Here is a 13,029-nt window from a genome sequence, read left to right as displayed (position 1 = left end):
TATTTAATTGTGCTGATATTCCAGTAGTTCGGCACTGACACTGCCGATAAACACTTCCGTTTCCATTTTAATAGGCAGTTTGCGTTCGTCGTCGCTCAGCCAAACTTTCAAGCTTTTGCCTTTGCTGACAAATATGCCTTCTCCGCGAAATTGCGGCTCCACAATGACGCATTTAAATTTGCCTGCGGGGGTTTTGACGGTTTCCCGCCCGATTACTTTTACAACAAGCGGGTATTGTTCTTCGCGGTTTAAGATATCAAATACGACGTCTTTTCCGTTTTCCAAGTTTTGTCCGCGTACAAAATAAAGCGACGTCAGCATATCCAATACCCGGGTGGTAAGTGCACCGGAAAAAGCACGCGTGCCCGATTTTTTGACCACTTCGCCGCGGTAGGTGTTGGTATCGTAATCAAACAGTACCCACTCGTCGCGTTGGTAGCGGCCTTCGCGTAAACTTTGACTGTAACCCAACGAATATAAATTTTTGGCGTCTAACCACGACAAATTGATATCGCGCACTTTAAAAACAGAATCAATCACACTGGCTGAAAAAGCAGAGGTTTGTATCACATACGCTTGCCGTCCGTTTACGTCCACCAGACCGCGGTTTTTAATATACGCCGTGCCTACTTTAACAAAAGAATAATATAAGCCGTATTTAAGTTGTTCGCCTTGCCACGGAACGGATATTTGTTTATCCGCTTTGGGCGCGAGGGCGGCTAACGGGTTTAAGGTGCGGCCCTCTAACGCAATAAGCGGTTCATTTTTAAAAACAGGCGTGTCCGGCACGGGAGCACCCGTGGGAAGTTGGTACGCTTGCGGGGTGGGTTGGACCGGGGTAGCGGGTTTTATTTCAGGGGCGTTTTTTTCAGATTTTTCCGGGGAAGAAACAGGCAAGACGGCGGATGTTTCTGTGGTTTTTACAACGGGCGCGCTTTCTTGCACCACAGCCGTTACGGTTTGTGCGGTTGGTTCGGTGGGTTGCGCTTTGCGGTGTCCAAAGCAACCGCTCAGCGTGGCCATTAAAGCGAGTAAAACTATTTTTTTCATGCGTTCTCCTTGCATATAAAACGTGCCGCACGCAGTAAGTCGGCGGCGATAAAGTCCGGCTTTAACCCGGGGTATTTTTTGAGATGTTTTTTCCCGTTAGCTGTTTGGACTAAGATAGATTTACATCCGATATTGTGCCCAAATTCCACATCCGATTTTTTATCGCCTATCATAAAAGAGCGGGACGCGTCTACGTGATATTTTTTAATCAGTTGTTTGCCCAGTTTGGGTAACGGTTTGCGGCAAGTACACTTGTCTTCGGGAGCGTGTGGGCAAAAAACAATTTCGTCAAAGTGTATGGGCTTTAATAAATTGCACAAGCGGGTGTTGACGGCGTGCGCTTTGTCTTTGGAAAAATAGCCGCGTCCGATGCCCGATTGGTTAGATACAATAAAAAAGTGATATCCGGCTTTGGCAAGTAATTTTAACGCGTTTTTAGCGCATTTATACGGACGCACTTTAGCCGGGTCGGATAAATAGCCATAGTCGTAAATGAGCGTACCGTCGCGGTCAAAAAACACGGCTTTTATCATAATTTTTCCTCGGGGTGTTTGGCTAGGTACGCGTTGCCTTCGGCTTCCCGTTTCCAACGGTTATGCGCCCATAACCACGAGGGCGGATCTTGTTTAAGCCACGTTTCGTAATACCCGATAAGGGTTTTAGTCAGCGTGCGTACATTTTCGGTGCTATATTCGGCAGGGGGGATAACGGGGTCGTATACGGTGCAAATAAGCGTGCCGTCTTTCTCGCGCGTTACATTGACCGGGAAAATAGGCGTTTGCATTTTTATAGCCAGCAGTGCCGTAATAGGGGAAAATGCTGCGGTGCGGCCCATAAACGCAAACCACATCTCGCCCGCTACGGTATTTTGGTCAAATAAAATGCCGAGCATTTTTTTCTTTTTGAGCCACCGCATACAAGCAAAGAACGGTTTGTCCTCGTGGTTACTGTAAAACGTCCGGCCGGAAAACACGTTACGCAAGCGGTTTGTTTCCGTATCTACATAAGGATTATCTACCCGTTGGGCCAGTACGGCCTTGTCAAACCCATAGGCCGAGGCCGCCAACCCAAACGCTTCCCAATTGGTAAAATGACCGATGTGGATAATTCCTCCGGTTACATGTTGGGCGCGCTCCAGTTTTTCTATACCGTTTATGTGACAATGACTTTTAAATTCGTCTACGCTCATGTGGGCTAATTTTATAAACTCGGCAAAAATCACACCCATATTTTCCCATGATTCTTTGGCGATTTGGTACACTTGTTGAGGGGTTTTGTCGGGGAAGGCGCGTGCAATATCGTATTGCATGCGGGCAAAGCGTTTAGGCATTACCCAGCGCACGGGGGACATCAAATTTTTGCCCAACCATACCGCGGCGCGATACGGCAACAAACGCAAGAGACAGCATAGTATCTTGAGCCCTACAAATTGTAGGAAGTGTAAAGGGGTTTTTTTAAAACGGTCTTGTGCCATAACTTTATTATACTAATTTTAATTTGTGCGTCGGTATGTTTTAACTTCGCGCGAAAATGCTACAATAAAAAAGACCTTTTTAATAGCAATGAGGAAACACTATGGACTTAGTGCAAGTAAAAGACAAAATTGCGCGTAACGCGGTGGGCCGCGGTGTATTATGGACGGCCTCTAAACTGTATGGTTTTGGCGTATGGTTAAATCAGCAAGCGTATGCCGGCGGGTTAAAGAAAGTAAACCGTGTCAATACCCGGGTGGTGTGCATCGGCAATATTACCGCCGGTGGCACCGGAAAAACAACGGCTGTACTATTGGCCGCTACGGTACTGGCCAAGGCCGGGGTGCGGGTAGCTATTGTTTCGCGCGGGTATAAACGCCGCAAAAAAACCACAAAACCTGTTGTGTTATTTGATAACCCGGATGCCGACTGGCGCAGTGCGGGCGATGAGCCGTTTATGATGAGCCGCGTGCTCAGCCAATATAAAGTGCCGATTGTCATTTCGCCCAACCGCTACGAGGCCGCCACAGAAGCGTTAACCCGTTTCAAAAGCCAACTCATTTTGTTAGATGACGGTATGCAACATCACGCCTTGGAGCGCGATGCAAATATCGTACTGGTGGATGCTAAAAATCCGTTTGGGAATGGGGAATTACTGCCCTACGGTATTTTGCGCGAGCCGGTAAGCGCGCTCAAACGCGCGGCACTGGTCGTGTTGACGCATTGTGAGCAAGCAACCGAAGAAGAACTGGCGGATATTAAAAAAACGATCCGCGAACAAAACCCGGAAGTGGAAATTTTGGAAAGTATCCACCAACCCGAGTATTATATGGACATTTGTTCCGCGCGCCAAGTGCCGCTAGAAGAAATTAAAGGCCCGGTGACGTGTTTTAGTGCGCTGGGCAGCCCGGAAACGTTTGAAAATACGTTAAAAGGGTTGGGCCTTACACTGGCGCAGAAGTGGCGCTTTGCCGACCACCAGTATTATACCGATGAAAATTTGCGTACGTTTGAACAAACCCGCGGGGAACTGCCGCTGATTACCACGTTTAAGGACTTTGTCAAATTCCCCGATAATTGGCGCGATATTTTGAAAAAAGATGTGTATGTGTTGTCCGTCAATTTAAAATTGCGCGGCGGCGAAAAAGAGATGGATGTATTTTCGCACGTGCTGTATCCGAACCTGCATAAAAAATAATCTGCCGGAGAAAATAATTCCTTTTAAAACTCACATTTTTGGAATGTGAGTTTTTTGTTTCTTACCGCTTAAGGGGCAAGATTAACGAAAGCACCGTTCCTAAAATTCCTTATTGCTAAAATATCGCATTAAAAGCAAACAGAGGTTTGAGGCCTCCCGCCTGGGCCCGGCAAGGGCCTTGACATCGTTTTTTTTTTTGCTACATTTGATTTAATGATAAAAAGGAGGTTGTATGAAAAACAAACAAGCATTTACGCTGATTGAATTATTAGTGGTAGTGTTAATTATTGGCATACTTGCCGCGGTAGCCGTACCGCAATATAAATTAGCGGTAGCCAAGGCCCGTGCAGTAGAGGCGAGGGTAAATCTCAATGCTATTGTCCAAGCACAAGTTTTATATTACATGGCTAGCGGGAATTTCGCTTCGTCTTTAGAAGAATTGGATATTCAAGTTAAAAACACGCCGTATGTTACTTTTTATTGTAACATAAGTACATTCGCAGATTGTTGGGCAGATATGAGCAGTAAATATGGCATAAGACTTAATTTCGCGGTTTGGGTAAATGGTTCTGTTTCCCGCTACTGTACGGTTAATACCGGGGCTATGCAAGAATTAGGTACACAAATTTGTAAGACACTGGGCGTGTATAGAAGCGTGTCTTCAAGTGGGGTGCACTATTGGTTAGAAAATTAAGTTCCACTTGGCACGCCATGAATTGCCCCGCACCACGCTGACGGTGTGGGGTGTTTTGTTGGCTGTGCCGTTAGGCGTTATAATAAGTCCGTCAAAACCGGGTAATATTTCTGCGGCGTTTTTCAGTTTTTTTCGGGAGGGAAATGCGGCAAAAAGTTGCGGCGGGTTGGGTAAAAATTTTGTTAAGCGAAAAATACTTTCCTGTGCGTTATAGCGTGCTTGTTCATTGGGTAACAACGTCAAATCTTCGCGGTTGAGTGTTTGCGCGCCAAACGAAATAAGCGGGTCTTTAGACAATATTTCAATTTCATCCCACGTCAGTAAATCTTGCCAAAATTCTTGGTGCGGGTCCTGCCACGAATTATACGTGCCCACGCACGCGGTGGGCAAACATACACACGCGGCTAAATTGCGCTCTTTAAGTAGCGGATATACGGTTTGGTAAAACGAGCGGTAGCCGTCTAAGAATAAAAGCAAAACTGAATTTTCGGGTGCGTCGCCGGATAAAATTTGCGCGGGCGACACGGTGGTTAAACCACGTTTTTTGATTTTATTTAACGTGCGGGTAAGCGCGCGCAAAGAAGTCCACTCGTTTTTTAGCGGAGAATTTTTGGGAGCTAAGCCGATTTTTTGATAAGTAAGTACGCGCACGCCGCTCATTTCATCCGTTCCCGCAAGTACCACAATTTCATGTATTTTACAAATACGTAAAAACACGAAAACGAAGCCCAAATCAGTCCGCGCATGCCGTCCAAAAATCCGGCTTTTAAAATATAGCGGCGGGCAAATTCAAACGGCACGGTTAAAAGTACGCGTAGTAAACAAACACGTTTGCCGTTTTCGTACATCGTTTGCGCGGCGAGCGTGGTGTATTTATTAAATTTTTCAAAATACGTTTCAATGTCGTCGTACGGGTGGTGGACAAATACATTTTTAAGCCGTGCGGTTTTGCCTTGTACGACTAATTTTTCATGCACTTTGCCGCCTTCAAATTTTGCTTTTTTCGTGCGTACCAGCCGTAAAATATATTCTTTTTTAATGCCGCTGTGATTCATGCGTTTGCCTAAAAAATCGTTGACGCGCGGCAGTTCGTATCCGTCATATTTATCCGATAAAACGGCTTGTTTGATTTCTTCGGCCAATTCGGGCGTTAAGGTTTCGTCTGCATCTAACGACAAGGCCCACTCGCCGGTTACTTTGGACAGAGCCGCGTTTTTTTGCTTGGTAAAACTTTCAAACGGTTGTTCGTATACGCGCGCGCCAAACTGTTCGCACAGGCGCACGGTGTCGTCGGAAGAATTGCTGTCTACAACCACAATTTCTTGCACCAAATTTTGCGCGCTTTTTAAACACGCCTCTATATGGTGCGCTTCATTTTTAGCAATAATAAATAAAGAAATAGCGGGCTTATTCATACCGTATTATTCTAGCATTTAAAGTGAGCCGGGGGGAGATTATTGTATAATTTACCAAAAGGAGGTTGTATGAAAAAAATAATTTCTGTTTTAGTGGGTCTTATTTGTTTAGGCGCGTGTATGACGTTGCCGACGTCGTCGGAAAATGCGGCACGGGGGGACGGATATTTTAAAGACGGTCAACCCCAAAAAGCCATCGCCGCGTATAATAAAGCGTTGGAAATCAACCCGAAAAATATAGATGCGCGTGCTTCGCGCGGAGCCGTATATTTTTTTACGGGCGAGTTTGATTTAGCCCAACAAGATTTTGAACAAGTCCTTAGAGAAAACCCCAATCACGCCGCTACTTACACGGCTTACGGCAGTGTGCTGGCGGCGCGGGGCGATTATCAAAATGCGCTAAAAGTGCTTAACATGGCTATTGTATTGGACCCCGAACGGGTGGAAAATTTCTTCTCGCGTGCGGGTGTTTATTTTATGTTGGGCCAGTACGAAGAAGCCATTACCGATTATACATCCGTTATCAATTTGCGTCCGGCGGCCGATGTGCTTAACGCGCGTGGGGCTACGTATTTGCGCATGGGAAAAGAGGAACTGGCTAATAAAGATTTTGAACTGGCCAAAAGCGGAAAATTGCCCGCTACACTAAGTGTTTATTCCATGATTAAGTAAGCCCCGCACAAAAAAATTTGCGTGCGGCTTGGTTGTTTTGCTATAATAAATAGGTCAGATTTACGTCACCGTAGCTCAGCTGGTTAGAGCGAGCGTTTCATAAGCGCTAGGTCGGTGGTTCGATCCCACCCGGTGACATTTTTTTAGCCCTCTTTTACGAAAGAGGGTTTTTTACGTGCAAAATACGTTAAAATGTGTTATCCTGTTAATACGGAGAAATTATGAAAAAAACACTCATTTTTGTCAGTCTTTTACTAGCCGCTACGGCGGCTCAAGCTTCCACGTGTGAAACACGCGTAGACAGCCACCAAAAAGCTACCACGCGTGAGCGCGTGGACTATTGTTTAACCCCGGATAAAGTCGCCCCGCAAGATCCCGGCCCTACGCTTATTTATGAAAATGTAATTGCCAACGTCCCCGAAAAGCAAACTGCGCAAAAAAATGCTCCGTTGAAACAAACATACTATCCGCAAGACGAAGTGCAAGTTGCCCGCGGTTTTGTGGGCACGGATCGTTTTCCGCAACTTAAAAACGATATCCCCAGCCAGCGCGAATTGCAAGAAGCGCAGCAAGCTGAAATCGCGGAAACCAAAAAAGAAACTTCACAGCAAAAACCGGCCCGCACGATGACTTCACAACCGACAGCCGTACAACAAACCGCTCAAACGGCGGTTTCCGAGCCGGAAGATAAACGGTCCGTTAAAGATGCCCAAAAACCGGCCCGCACCATGGTCCCTGCGCCCGCAACGATGATGCAACAAATTGAATCGGAAATTATTGCGCCGTCCGCCGGGGCGGAGGAGGACGATTTGTCTGCCATGCAAGAGCCGGCCTCTGTGGCAGTGGCGGATGATGTAACGCGCGAAGCTAATGATACTTTTTACGGTGCGCAAAATTAGAAAAACTTGACAAGTATTTCTTGGGAGATTAAAATAAAACTATGCAAAAACTACTTACTTTTATCAAAAGACCGTACGCTGAAAAAGGCGTTTTTATCGGCACGTGTGACGTGGTATTAAAAGCAGTTGTGTTGTGCGTGTGGGTGTATTTAACCGTGGTGCTGGCACAATTGTTTGTCGGGTCGCTCCTTACGGACTACAACCCGTTAAATAAAATGTGGTGGTTCTCGTATTGCTTTTTGATGTTCTTCGGGGCGTCTTGGCTTGCGTACATTGTGTTTTTTGTGCGCGATTATAACGAGAATTAAGTTTTGCTTTGCAATGATAAAGCCCGGGCAATAAGCCCGGGCTTTTTTGTGTGGAGTAAAAGAATTTATTTATTAGTGTTAAGCAATTGGTTAAATTCTGCTTCTGCTTTATCTAAAATATTTTCGTACATAACAGCCATTTCTTCTTCGGATACAGAGGTATCTGTCCGCACGGCGTTAATCAGTTGGATAAATTTTTCGTGCCACGTTTGGAGAGTTTGTTGGGCGGTAGATTTTGAAACGGTTTCTTGCCCCCACTCATACCACATATCAATGGCTTCCAGAGCGTCTTGGTACATAGCATAGCGCCGTTGTTCGGGGGAAAGAGCCGGGGGAGTATCAAACGATTCATCCAAATAATTAGCTACAAAAATAGCTTCTTCCGTTTGTCCTTTTTCCCGTAAACTTTTCAGCAAGGCGATTCCTTCGCGTAGCATAGCGCGTTGTTCCAGCGAGGAAGGGCCTAAAAATAAATGTTCTAAATCTTCCAGTTGGTTTTGCAAGTATACTTCTTGCAGTTGGTGTAGTAGCGGCAAAATTGCGCTAAGCGTTTTTTGCGCTTCTTGGCAGTTTCCCTGTAGCAGGAAATTTTCCGCTTGGTGGCGGGTGACTTCTAAAGCTTTTTTTTGCGCCGGGAAGGCAACATCCGTCACTTGATTGATAGCGTCAATGCTGTGTTGCACGGTGCGGATGCACGCTGCTTGAGCGGATACCCGGTCGGCCAGTTTTTCTTGTGCGGCAAGCGGTAAGGCAAAAAGTACGGTCAAACAAACGGCAGAAAGCAACTGTTTCATGATGTCTCCTTTATAAACGATATACAGGTAGTATAGTTTGTTTTTTTATGGATTGACAAGGGCTTTTGGACCTATGGACCGGGTAGGTCTAATGAAACCTATGGCCTATTTGCCGGCGAAGGACTTGTTGCAGAAAAACACGAAGTCCCTTTTGCAGAACATAACATCAATTGCTTGCAGAGGTCCTAGGCCTCACGCCTGGGCCCGGCAAGGGCCTTTTTCTCTCGCTCGTCATCCCGCAGAGTTTCTATGCGGGATATAGCGAGAGAAAAAATAAAACTTGACATCGTTTTTTTTTTTGCTACATTTTATTTGTTGATACAAGATATCAAAAGGAGAATCGTATGAAAAACAAACAAGCATTTACGCTTATTGAATTATTAGTTGTTGTACTTATTATCGGTATTTTAGCGGCGGTGGCGTTGCCGCAATATCAAAAAGCCGTATGGAAAAGCCGGGCTGTGCAGTTGTTTACGTTAGCAAAAAGTTTAGCTACGGCACAGGAGGCGTATCATTTGGCTAACGGCACGTACGCTAATTCTTTTAGCGAATTAGATTTAGATTTTGACACGTTGTCCCCTGTTACCACTCCTACAATTAGTGTCTCTACAACTTCATCAGATGCTGTCAAAGGAAATGAATGGATAGAGTTGTCCGTCAATAATTCGGTGAATGGCTTTTCGTTGTCCACGGCTTTTTTTAAGGCAGGGCCTTACAAAGGTGCCGGGTTTTTCTTTGTACAGGAAGATCCCGATAATGAACTAAGCCAAAAATTATACTGTGCTGAACGAACGAATTATTACGAAGGCACGGCCGGCGATTTTTGTGTGAAGCTGTATAGGAGTTCAAATTTAGTAGCTACCAAATGGAGCTCTCGTATTTACGAATTACCTTAGCAGAAAAAGCCCCGCCGTTACCGCGGGGCTTTGCAATTTTATACCGTAAATTTCTTCAGTATCTTTTTGGCGTCTTTGCGGTCTTGTTTGAGTTGGGCAACCAACGCGGGGAGCGTGTCAAATTTTGTTTCGTCGCGTAGTTTGTCCGCAAACCAAACGGTAATATTTTTGCCGTAAATGTCTTTGTCAAAATCAAAGATATTCACTTCCACCAACGGCAAACTGCCGTTAATGGGGTTGACGGTCGGGCGGAAACCGATGTTACAAAAACCGTCATATATTTCTTTGCCGACGCGCACCTTAACGGCAAACACGCCAAGCGGCAAAATCTTATAAATGCCCGTATTTAAATTGGCCGTCGGAAAGCCCAATTTCCGGCCGAGTTGTTTTCCTTTTATCACGCGGCCCGTCAGCTCATACGGGCGGCCCAGCAGCGTATTGGTGCGTGCGATATCGCCCGCGGCCAAGGTTTTACGAATTAAGGAAGACGAAATTTTTTGCGTACCTGTTTTGTAAAACCGCACGATTTCAAACGGGATATTAAGTTGCTGACATTGGGCGGCTAGCCAATCTACCCCGGCGTGGCGGTCTTTGCCTAAGGCAAAATCGGCCCCTACCAGTAGCCCGCCCATATTGTATTTTTTAAGCAAAATATCTTTGAAAAATTTTTCCGCACGCATATTGCGGCACTTTGCAAAGTCCAACAATTTTGCCGGCGTTCCCAATTCGCGCAGGTATAATTTTTTTTCTTTGGGTAGCGTCAATACCGTCATTTCCGGCTTAATACCTAGCAAGGTTTTGGGGGGGAGCGGGAAATATAACACCAATGGTTTTTGGCGGTTTTTGGCGGCCAACATTTCCAGTTGGTTAATCAAAAAGCGGTGGCCGGTATGTACGCCGTCAAAAGTGCCGATTGTAATAAAATTTTTCATAGTGAAATGATCCGTTTATAAAGCGTGTCCGTGTCTGTTTGTTTAAGTTGCGTGCCGTCAAACGCGTTTTGCACGTTGTACGGGCCGATTTCAAGCCGCCGTAGTTGGGTTAAATGTCCGACGGTGCCCAACTCGTTAGCCAGTAAATATCCTAATGAGCGCACATACGTCCCGCACGAACAATGTACGGTAAATTCTACCGTTTTTGCGGAAGTTAAGCAAATGCGGGTCCACGCAACTTGTACGCGGTTGAATTTGCGTTCCATTTCCTGTCCGGCGCGGGCGAGCGAGTACATCTTTTGCCCGTTGATTTTTTTCGCGCTGAAAAACGGGATCGGCTGTTCTATTTCGCCCGATAATTTTTGTACGGCGTTTTGCACGTCTTGTTGGGTAAGTGCGGGCACATCTTTTTCGGTAATTACGTTGCCGCAGGCGTCCCACGAGTCGGTCTCTTGCCCCAGCGTAAGCGTGGCGGTATATGTTTTGGACAGTTTTAAAAATTCGGCTTGCCGTTTGGTAGCTTCCCGCCCGACCAGTAAAATGAGTAGCCCCGTAGCCATAGGGTCTAACGTGCCGCTGTGTCCGATTTTTTTAGTGCGTAATATCCGGCGGGAAATAGCAATAATATCGTGCGAAGAAAAGTCGCGCGGTTTGTCTATAAGCAGTAGTCCGCTCGGCGCGTTAGGGCAAGTTTCTGACGACATCTTGTACCACTTCTGCGAGTGCATCGGTTACTTCGGTAATTGTTTTGTCCGTTACTTTAAATCCGGCCGCGCGGGCGTGTCCGCCGCCGCCGAATTGTTGGGCGATACGGCTGACATCGGCGTTACCGCGCGAACGTAAATTGACGGATACTTTATCGGGTTCCTCTTTAATCAGAGCTGACACTTCCACGCCGGGAATCATGGTCGGTTGGCTGACGATACCTTGTGTTTGGGCAGGCGTTGCGCCGAAGGTTTCAAAGTCGCGTTTGGTTAAAATAATTTGGCTGTATTTGTTGTCAAAACGCATTTCCATTTTTTCCAAAGCGCGGCCCAACAGTTTTAATTCAATATACGATTTAGTGAAATAAATTACTTGGTTAATTTGCCCGATATCAGCCCCTAATGCTACCAACGCCGAGGCCACGCGCAATGCTTCAGCGGTGGCGTTGGAGTGGACAAAACGGCCCGTATCGGTTACGAGTCCGGTGTATAAGCAGGTTGCCTCATCCGGTGTGGGGAGTAAATTGTCTTCAGACGCTTCATATAATTGGAAAATAATTTCGGCGGTGGAGGAGGCCCCGGAATCAATGTGATTGACGTGCCCGTAAGCGTCGCTTACCAAATGGTGGTCAATGTTGATGAGCGTTTTGGCGGCAGATAAAATGTGTTCCAAATCGCCGCCGCGTTGCCTATCGGAACATTCTAATAATAAGACGGTGTCAAAGTCGGGGTTTTGCGGCAGTTCGTTTACGTGGACTTGATTTAAGCCGGGTAAAAATTTCAAATCGTTTCCGATAGCCGGCGCGGCATAGGCATAAACGGTTTTGCCAAGGCGCGTGAGCAGCGAAGTGACCGCGAGCGTGCACCCTAGCGAATCGCCGTCGGGGTTTAAGTGCCCGGCAATAAAAAACTTACGACCGTTGTGAATGGCTTTCCAAATTTGGGCCAAACTTTCTTCTCTATTTTCCATGTTCGTGTTCCTTTTCAATCACTTGAAAAATAGCTTCCACGCGAGAGGCCTTTTCCGGCGTGTCGTCATATTCAAAGGAAAATGAAGGGATCCGTTTTAAATGCAAGCGTCCGCGCAGTTGTGCGCCGATTTCTTTGCGCAGAACGCTAAGCGCCTCTTGCGTTTTTTGACGGTCCTGCGGCGATCCGAACACCGAAAAAAATACTTTGGCCGCGGATAAATCTTTAGTCAGGTGGACCGCAGTAATAGTTACAAACCCGCCGAAGTTTCCGTTGGCGGCGGCCTTTGTAACGAGTGTGTTGATTTCTTCTAATAAAAGGGTTTCTAAGCGTTTGATTCTGTCTATCATATTTAAATTATAGCATTTTCAAAAAAATGTTAAAAAAACACTTGCAATTTTGCCCAAAAGGTATTAAACTATTTAAGAAGTGCTGTTAAAGCACTTTTGATTCTAACTAAGGAGATTAGTAATATGAAACAGGGCTTCACCTTGATTGAACTGTTAGTAGTAGTGTTGATTATTGGTATTTTGTCTTCCGTGGCGTTGCCGCAATACACCAAAGCGGTGGAAAAAGCACGCGCGTCGGAAGCTATCCAATTGTTAGGTGATTTGGCTACGGCCGAACAAATCTATCAAATGGGTATGGGCAGCTATACCAACGACTTGACGATGTTGGACTTGCAATTGCCGGGTTTGTGCGGTACGTCTTCTGCTTATACGAAAAACTTCAAAGTGTCTGTGGTTTCTCACAGCCCGTCTTTCACGGCTAAAGCAGAACGTATTGACTCTAACAAAACCCCGTTCACCGGTACTGCCGAATTGCACTATACGCTCGGTTTGAATATTGACACTAACGGCAATATTACCCGCTGGTGCGATACGGACGTAGCCGCCGGTAAAACCTCTGGTTTTACGACCACTAATAAAGTTTGCAAATCGGTGGCCAACAACTCCACCGGTGAAATCAAATAAGTTTGATTTTGCATAACAAACGCACCCCGCGGAAAACCGCGGGGTGTTTTTT

17 protein-coding genes and 1 tRNA gene are annotated in these 13,029 nt (G+C 46.0%); 8 read left to right on the top strand and 10 right to left on the bottom strand.

Annotated features, from left to right (window positions below; all coding sequences use genetic code 11):
- Nucleotides 1–3: 3 nt before the first annotated feature.
- Genes ACQY2W_RS00510 through ACQY2W_RS00500 form a run of 3 tightly spaced genes read right to left on the bottom strand, consistent with a single transcriptional unit; the run spans nucleotide 4 to nucleotide 2,524 of the window.
- Nucleotides 4–1,050, bottom strand: coding sequence for a DUF3108 domain-containing protein (locus ACQY2W_RS00510; RefSeq protein WP_428048622.1), 1,047 nt, complete (start codon nucleotides 1,048–1,050; stop codon nucleotides 4–6).
- Nucleotides 1,047–1,583: a D-glycero-alpha-D-manno-heptose-1,7-bisphosphate 7-phosphatase gene (locus ACQY2W_RS00505; RefSeq protein WP_428048620.1), complete on the bottom strand. Its 537-nt coding sequence runs from the start codon at nucleotides 1,581–1,583 to the stop codon at nucleotides 1,047–1,049. The genes ACQY2W_RS00510 and ACQY2W_RS00505 overlap by 4 nt, the downstream gene beginning before the upstream one ends.
- Nucleotides 1,580–2,524 carry a lysophospholipid acyltransferase family protein gene (locus tag ACQY2W_RS00500; RefSeq protein WP_428048618.1) on the bottom strand — a complete coding sequence of 315 codons (945 nt, stop codon included), beginning with the start codon at nucleotides 2,522–2,524 and terminating at the stop codon, nucleotides 1,580–1,582. The genes ACQY2W_RS00505 and ACQY2W_RS00500 overlap by 4 nt, the downstream gene beginning before the upstream one ends.
- A gap of 101 nt (nucleotides 2,525–2,625) precedes the next feature.
- On the opposite strand from ACQY2W_RS00500, the gene lpxK reads away from it, so the two are divergent.
- Together lpxK and ACQY2W_RS00490 are read left to right on the top strand one after the other, a co-directional pair.
- Nucleotides 2,626–3,720 (top strand): tetraacyldisaccharide 4'-kinase, encoded by a 1,095-nt coding sequence (gene lpxK, locus ACQY2W_RS00495; protein ID WP_428048616.1) that lies wholly within the window; start codon nucleotides 2,626–2,628, stop codon nucleotides 3,718–3,720.
- A 232-nt stretch (nucleotides 3,721–3,952) separates the two neighbouring features.
- The gene (locus ACQY2W_RS00490) at nucleotides 3,953–4,414 is read left to right on the top strand and encodes a type IV pilin protein (protein WP_428048614.1); all 462 of its coding nucleotides are present in this window, start codon (nucleotides 3,953–3,955) and stop codon (nucleotides 4,412–4,414) included.
- On the opposite strand, the gene ACQY2W_RS00485 is transcribed toward ACQY2W_RS00490, so the two are convergent.
- Together ACQY2W_RS00485 and ACQY2W_RS00480 are read right to left on the bottom strand one after the other, a co-directional pair.
- Nucleotides 4,403–5,098 carry a polysaccharide deacetylase family protein gene (locus tag ACQY2W_RS00485; protein WP_428048612.1) on the bottom strand — a complete coding sequence of 232 codons (696 nt, stop codon included), beginning with the start codon at nucleotides 5,096–5,098 and terminating at the stop codon, nucleotides 4,403–4,405. The genes ACQY2W_RS00490 and ACQY2W_RS00485 overlap by 12 nt on opposite strands.
- A complete protein-coding gene (locus ACQY2W_RS00480; protein ID WP_428048610.1) occupies nucleotides 5,071–5,829 on the bottom strand; it encodes a glycosyltransferase family 2 protein in 759 nt (252 codons plus the stop codon). The genes ACQY2W_RS00485 and ACQY2W_RS00480 overlap by 28 nt, the downstream gene beginning before the upstream one ends.
- Before the next feature lie 69 nt (nucleotides 5,830–5,898).
- On the opposite strand from ACQY2W_RS00480, the gene ACQY2W_RS00475 reads away from it, so the two are divergent.
- The 4 genes from ACQY2W_RS00475 to ACQY2W_RS00460 all read left to right on the top strand — a co-directional run bounded on the left by ACQY2W_RS00475 (nucleotide 5,899) and on the right by ACQY2W_RS00460 (nucleotide 7,708).
- Nucleotides 5,899–6,501, top strand: a complete 603-nt coding sequence (locus ACQY2W_RS00475; RefSeq protein ID WP_428048608.1) for a tetratricopeptide repeat protein — start codon at nucleotides 5,899–5,901, stop codon at nucleotides 6,499–6,501.
- A gap of 64 nt (nucleotides 6,502–6,565) precedes the next feature.
- Nucleotides 6,566–6,639, top strand: a tRNA-Met gene (locus tag ACQY2W_RS00470).
- Between the two features lie 83 nt (nucleotides 6,640–6,722).
- Nucleotides 6,723–7,400 carry a hypothetical protein gene (locus ACQY2W_RS00465; protein ID WP_428048606.1) on the top strand — a complete coding sequence of 226 codons (678 nt, stop codon included), beginning with the start codon at nucleotides 6,723–6,725 and terminating at the stop codon, nucleotides 7,398–7,400.
- Between the two features lie 41 nt (nucleotides 7,401–7,441).
- On the top strand, nucleotides 7,442–7,708 hold the full coding sequence (locus tag ACQY2W_RS00460) for a hypothetical protein (RefSeq protein ID WP_428048604.1): 267 nt from the start codon (nucleotides 7,442–7,444) through the stop codon (nucleotides 7,706–7,708).
- A gap of 65 nt (nucleotides 7,709–7,773) precedes the next feature.
- Here the strand turns inward: ACQY2W_RS00460 and ACQY2W_RS00455 are convergent, their stop codons facing one another.
- Nucleotides 7,774–8,502, bottom strand: a complete 729-nt coding sequence (locus ACQY2W_RS00455; RefSeq protein WP_428048602.1) for a hypothetical protein — start codon at nucleotides 8,500–8,502, stop codon at nucleotides 7,774–7,776.
- A 344-nt stretch (nucleotides 8,503–8,846) separates the two neighbouring features.
- On the opposite strand from ACQY2W_RS00455, the gene ACQY2W_RS00450 reads away from it, so the two are divergent.
- Nucleotides 8,847–9,398 (top strand): type IV pilin protein, encoded by a 552-nt coding sequence (locus ACQY2W_RS00450; protein WP_428048600.1) that lies wholly within the window; start codon nucleotides 8,847–8,849, stop codon nucleotides 9,396–9,398.
- Between the two features lie 38 nt (nucleotides 9,399–9,436).
- Here ACQY2W_RS00450 and ribF read toward each other — a convergent pair whose 3' ends face one another.
- The 4 genes from ribF to rbfA are packed head-to-tail and all read right to left on the bottom strand — an operon-like array spanning nucleotide 9,437 to nucleotide 12,353.
- Nucleotides 9,437–10,330 carry a riboflavin biosynthesis protein RibF gene (gene ribF / locus ACQY2W_RS00445; protein ID WP_428048598.1) on the bottom strand — a complete coding sequence of 298 codons (894 nt, stop codon included), beginning with the start codon at nucleotides 10,328–10,330 and terminating at the stop codon, nucleotides 9,437–9,439.
- Entirely contained in the window at nucleotides 10,327–11,034 is a 708-nt protein-coding gene (gene truB, locus ACQY2W_RS00440; protein WP_428048596.1) for a tRNA pseudouridine(55) synthase TruB, read from the bottom strand. The genes ribF and truB overlap by 4 nt, the downstream gene beginning before the upstream one ends.
- Nucleotides 11,012–12,004 (bottom strand): DHH family phosphoesterase, encoded by a 993-nt coding sequence (locus ACQY2W_RS00435; protein WP_428048594.1) that lies wholly within the window; start codon nucleotides 12,002–12,004, stop codon nucleotides 11,012–11,014. Before ACQY2W_RS00435 ends, truB begins: the two co-directional genes overlap by 23 nt.
- Complete coding sequence (rbfA, locus tag ACQY2W_RS00430) at nucleotides 11,994–12,353, bottom strand: 30S ribosome-binding factor RbfA (protein ID WP_428048592.1); 360 nt, start codon at nucleotides 12,351–12,353, stop codon at nucleotides 11,994–11,996. The genes ACQY2W_RS00435 and rbfA overlap by 11 nt, the downstream gene beginning before the upstream one ends.
- 123 nt (nucleotides 12,354–12,476) lie before the next feature.
- Here rbfA and ACQY2W_RS00425 point away from each other — a divergent pair, with 123 nt between their 5' ends.
- A complete protein-coding gene (locus ACQY2W_RS00425; RefSeq protein ID WP_428048590.1) occupies nucleotides 12,477–12,977 on the top strand; it encodes a type IV pilin protein in 501 nt (166 codons plus the stop codon).
- Nucleotides 12,978–13,029 lie beyond the last annotated feature (52 nt).

This window comes from Candidatus Avelusimicrobium caledoniensis (assembly GCF_902756455.1).
Taxonomy (GTDB): domain Bacteria; phylum Elusimicrobiota; class Elusimicrobia; order Elusimicrobiales; family Elusimicrobiaceae; genus Avelusimicrobium; species Avelusimicrobium caledoniense.
This window is presented reverse-complemented; position numbering and strand designations above follow the sequence as displayed.

What these genes read in the sequence shown, in the direction of transcription:
- ACQY2W_RS00480 (WP_428048610.1), bottom strand. Translation starts at nt 5,829, where the DNA reads ATGAATAAGCCCGCTATTTCTTTATTTATTATTGCTAAAAATGAAGCG.
- ACQY2W_RS00465 (WP_428048606.1), top strand. Translation starts at nt 6,723, where the DNA reads ATGAAAAAAACACTCATTTTTGTCAGTCTTTTACTAGCCGCTACGGCG.
- ACQY2W_RS00500 (WP_428048618.1), bottom strand. Translation starts at nt 2,524, where the DNA reads ATGGCACAAGACCGTTTTAAAAAAACCCCTTTACACTTCCTACAATTT.
- ACQY2W_RS00475 (WP_428048608.1), top strand. Translation starts at nt 5,899, where the DNA reads ATGAAAAAAATAATTTCTGTTTTAGTGGGTCTTATTTGTTTAGGCGCG.
- lpxK (WP_428048616.1), top strand. Translation starts at nt 2,626, where the DNA reads ATGGACTTAGTGCAAGTAAAAGACAAAATTGCGCGTAACGCGGTGGGC.
- ACQY2W_RS00505 (WP_428048620.1), bottom strand. Translation starts at nt 1,583, where the DNA reads ATGATAAAAGCCGTGTTTTTTGACCGCGACGGTACGCTCATTTACGAC.
- ACQY2W_RS00450 (WP_428048600.1), top strand. Translation starts at nt 8,847, where the DNA reads ATGAAAAACAAACAAGCATTTACGCTTATTGAATTATTAGTTGTTGTA.
- ACQY2W_RS00425 (WP_428048590.1), top strand. Translation starts at nt 12,477, where the DNA reads ATGAAACAGGGCTTCACCTTGATTGAACTGTTAGTAGTAGTGTTGATT.
- ACQY2W_RS00455 (WP_428048602.1), bottom strand. Translation starts at nt 8,502, where the DNA reads ATGAAACAGTTGCTTTCTGCCGTTTGTTTGACCGTACTTTTTGCCTTA.
- ribF (WP_428048598.1), bottom strand. Translation starts at nt 10,330, where the DNA reads ATGAAAAATTTTATTACAATCGGCACTTTTGACGGCGTACATACCGGC.
- ACQY2W_RS00490 (WP_428048614.1), top strand. Translation starts at nt 3,953, where the DNA reads ATGAAAAACAAACAAGCATTTACGCTGATTGAATTATTAGTGGTAGTG.
- ACQY2W_RS00510 (WP_428048622.1), bottom strand. Translation starts at nt 1,050, where the DNA reads ATGAAAAAAATAGTTTTACTCGCTTTAATGGCCACGCTGAGCGGTTGC.
- truB (WP_428048596.1), bottom strand. Translation starts at nt 11,034, where the DNA reads ATGTCGTCAGAAACTTGCCCTAACGCGCCGAGCGGACTACTGCTTATA.
- ACQY2W_RS00435 (WP_428048594.1), bottom strand. Translation starts at nt 12,004, where the DNA reads ATGGAAAATAGAGAAGAAAGTTTGGCCCAAATTTGGAAAGCCATTCAC.
- rbfA (WP_428048592.1), bottom strand. Translation starts at nt 12,353, where the DNA reads ATGATAGACAGAATCAAACGCTTAGAAACCCTTTTATTAGAAGAAATC.
- ACQY2W_RS00460 (WP_428048604.1), top strand. Translation starts at nt 7,442, where the DNA reads ATGCAAAAACTACTTACTTTTATCAAAAGACCGTACGCTGAAAAAGGC.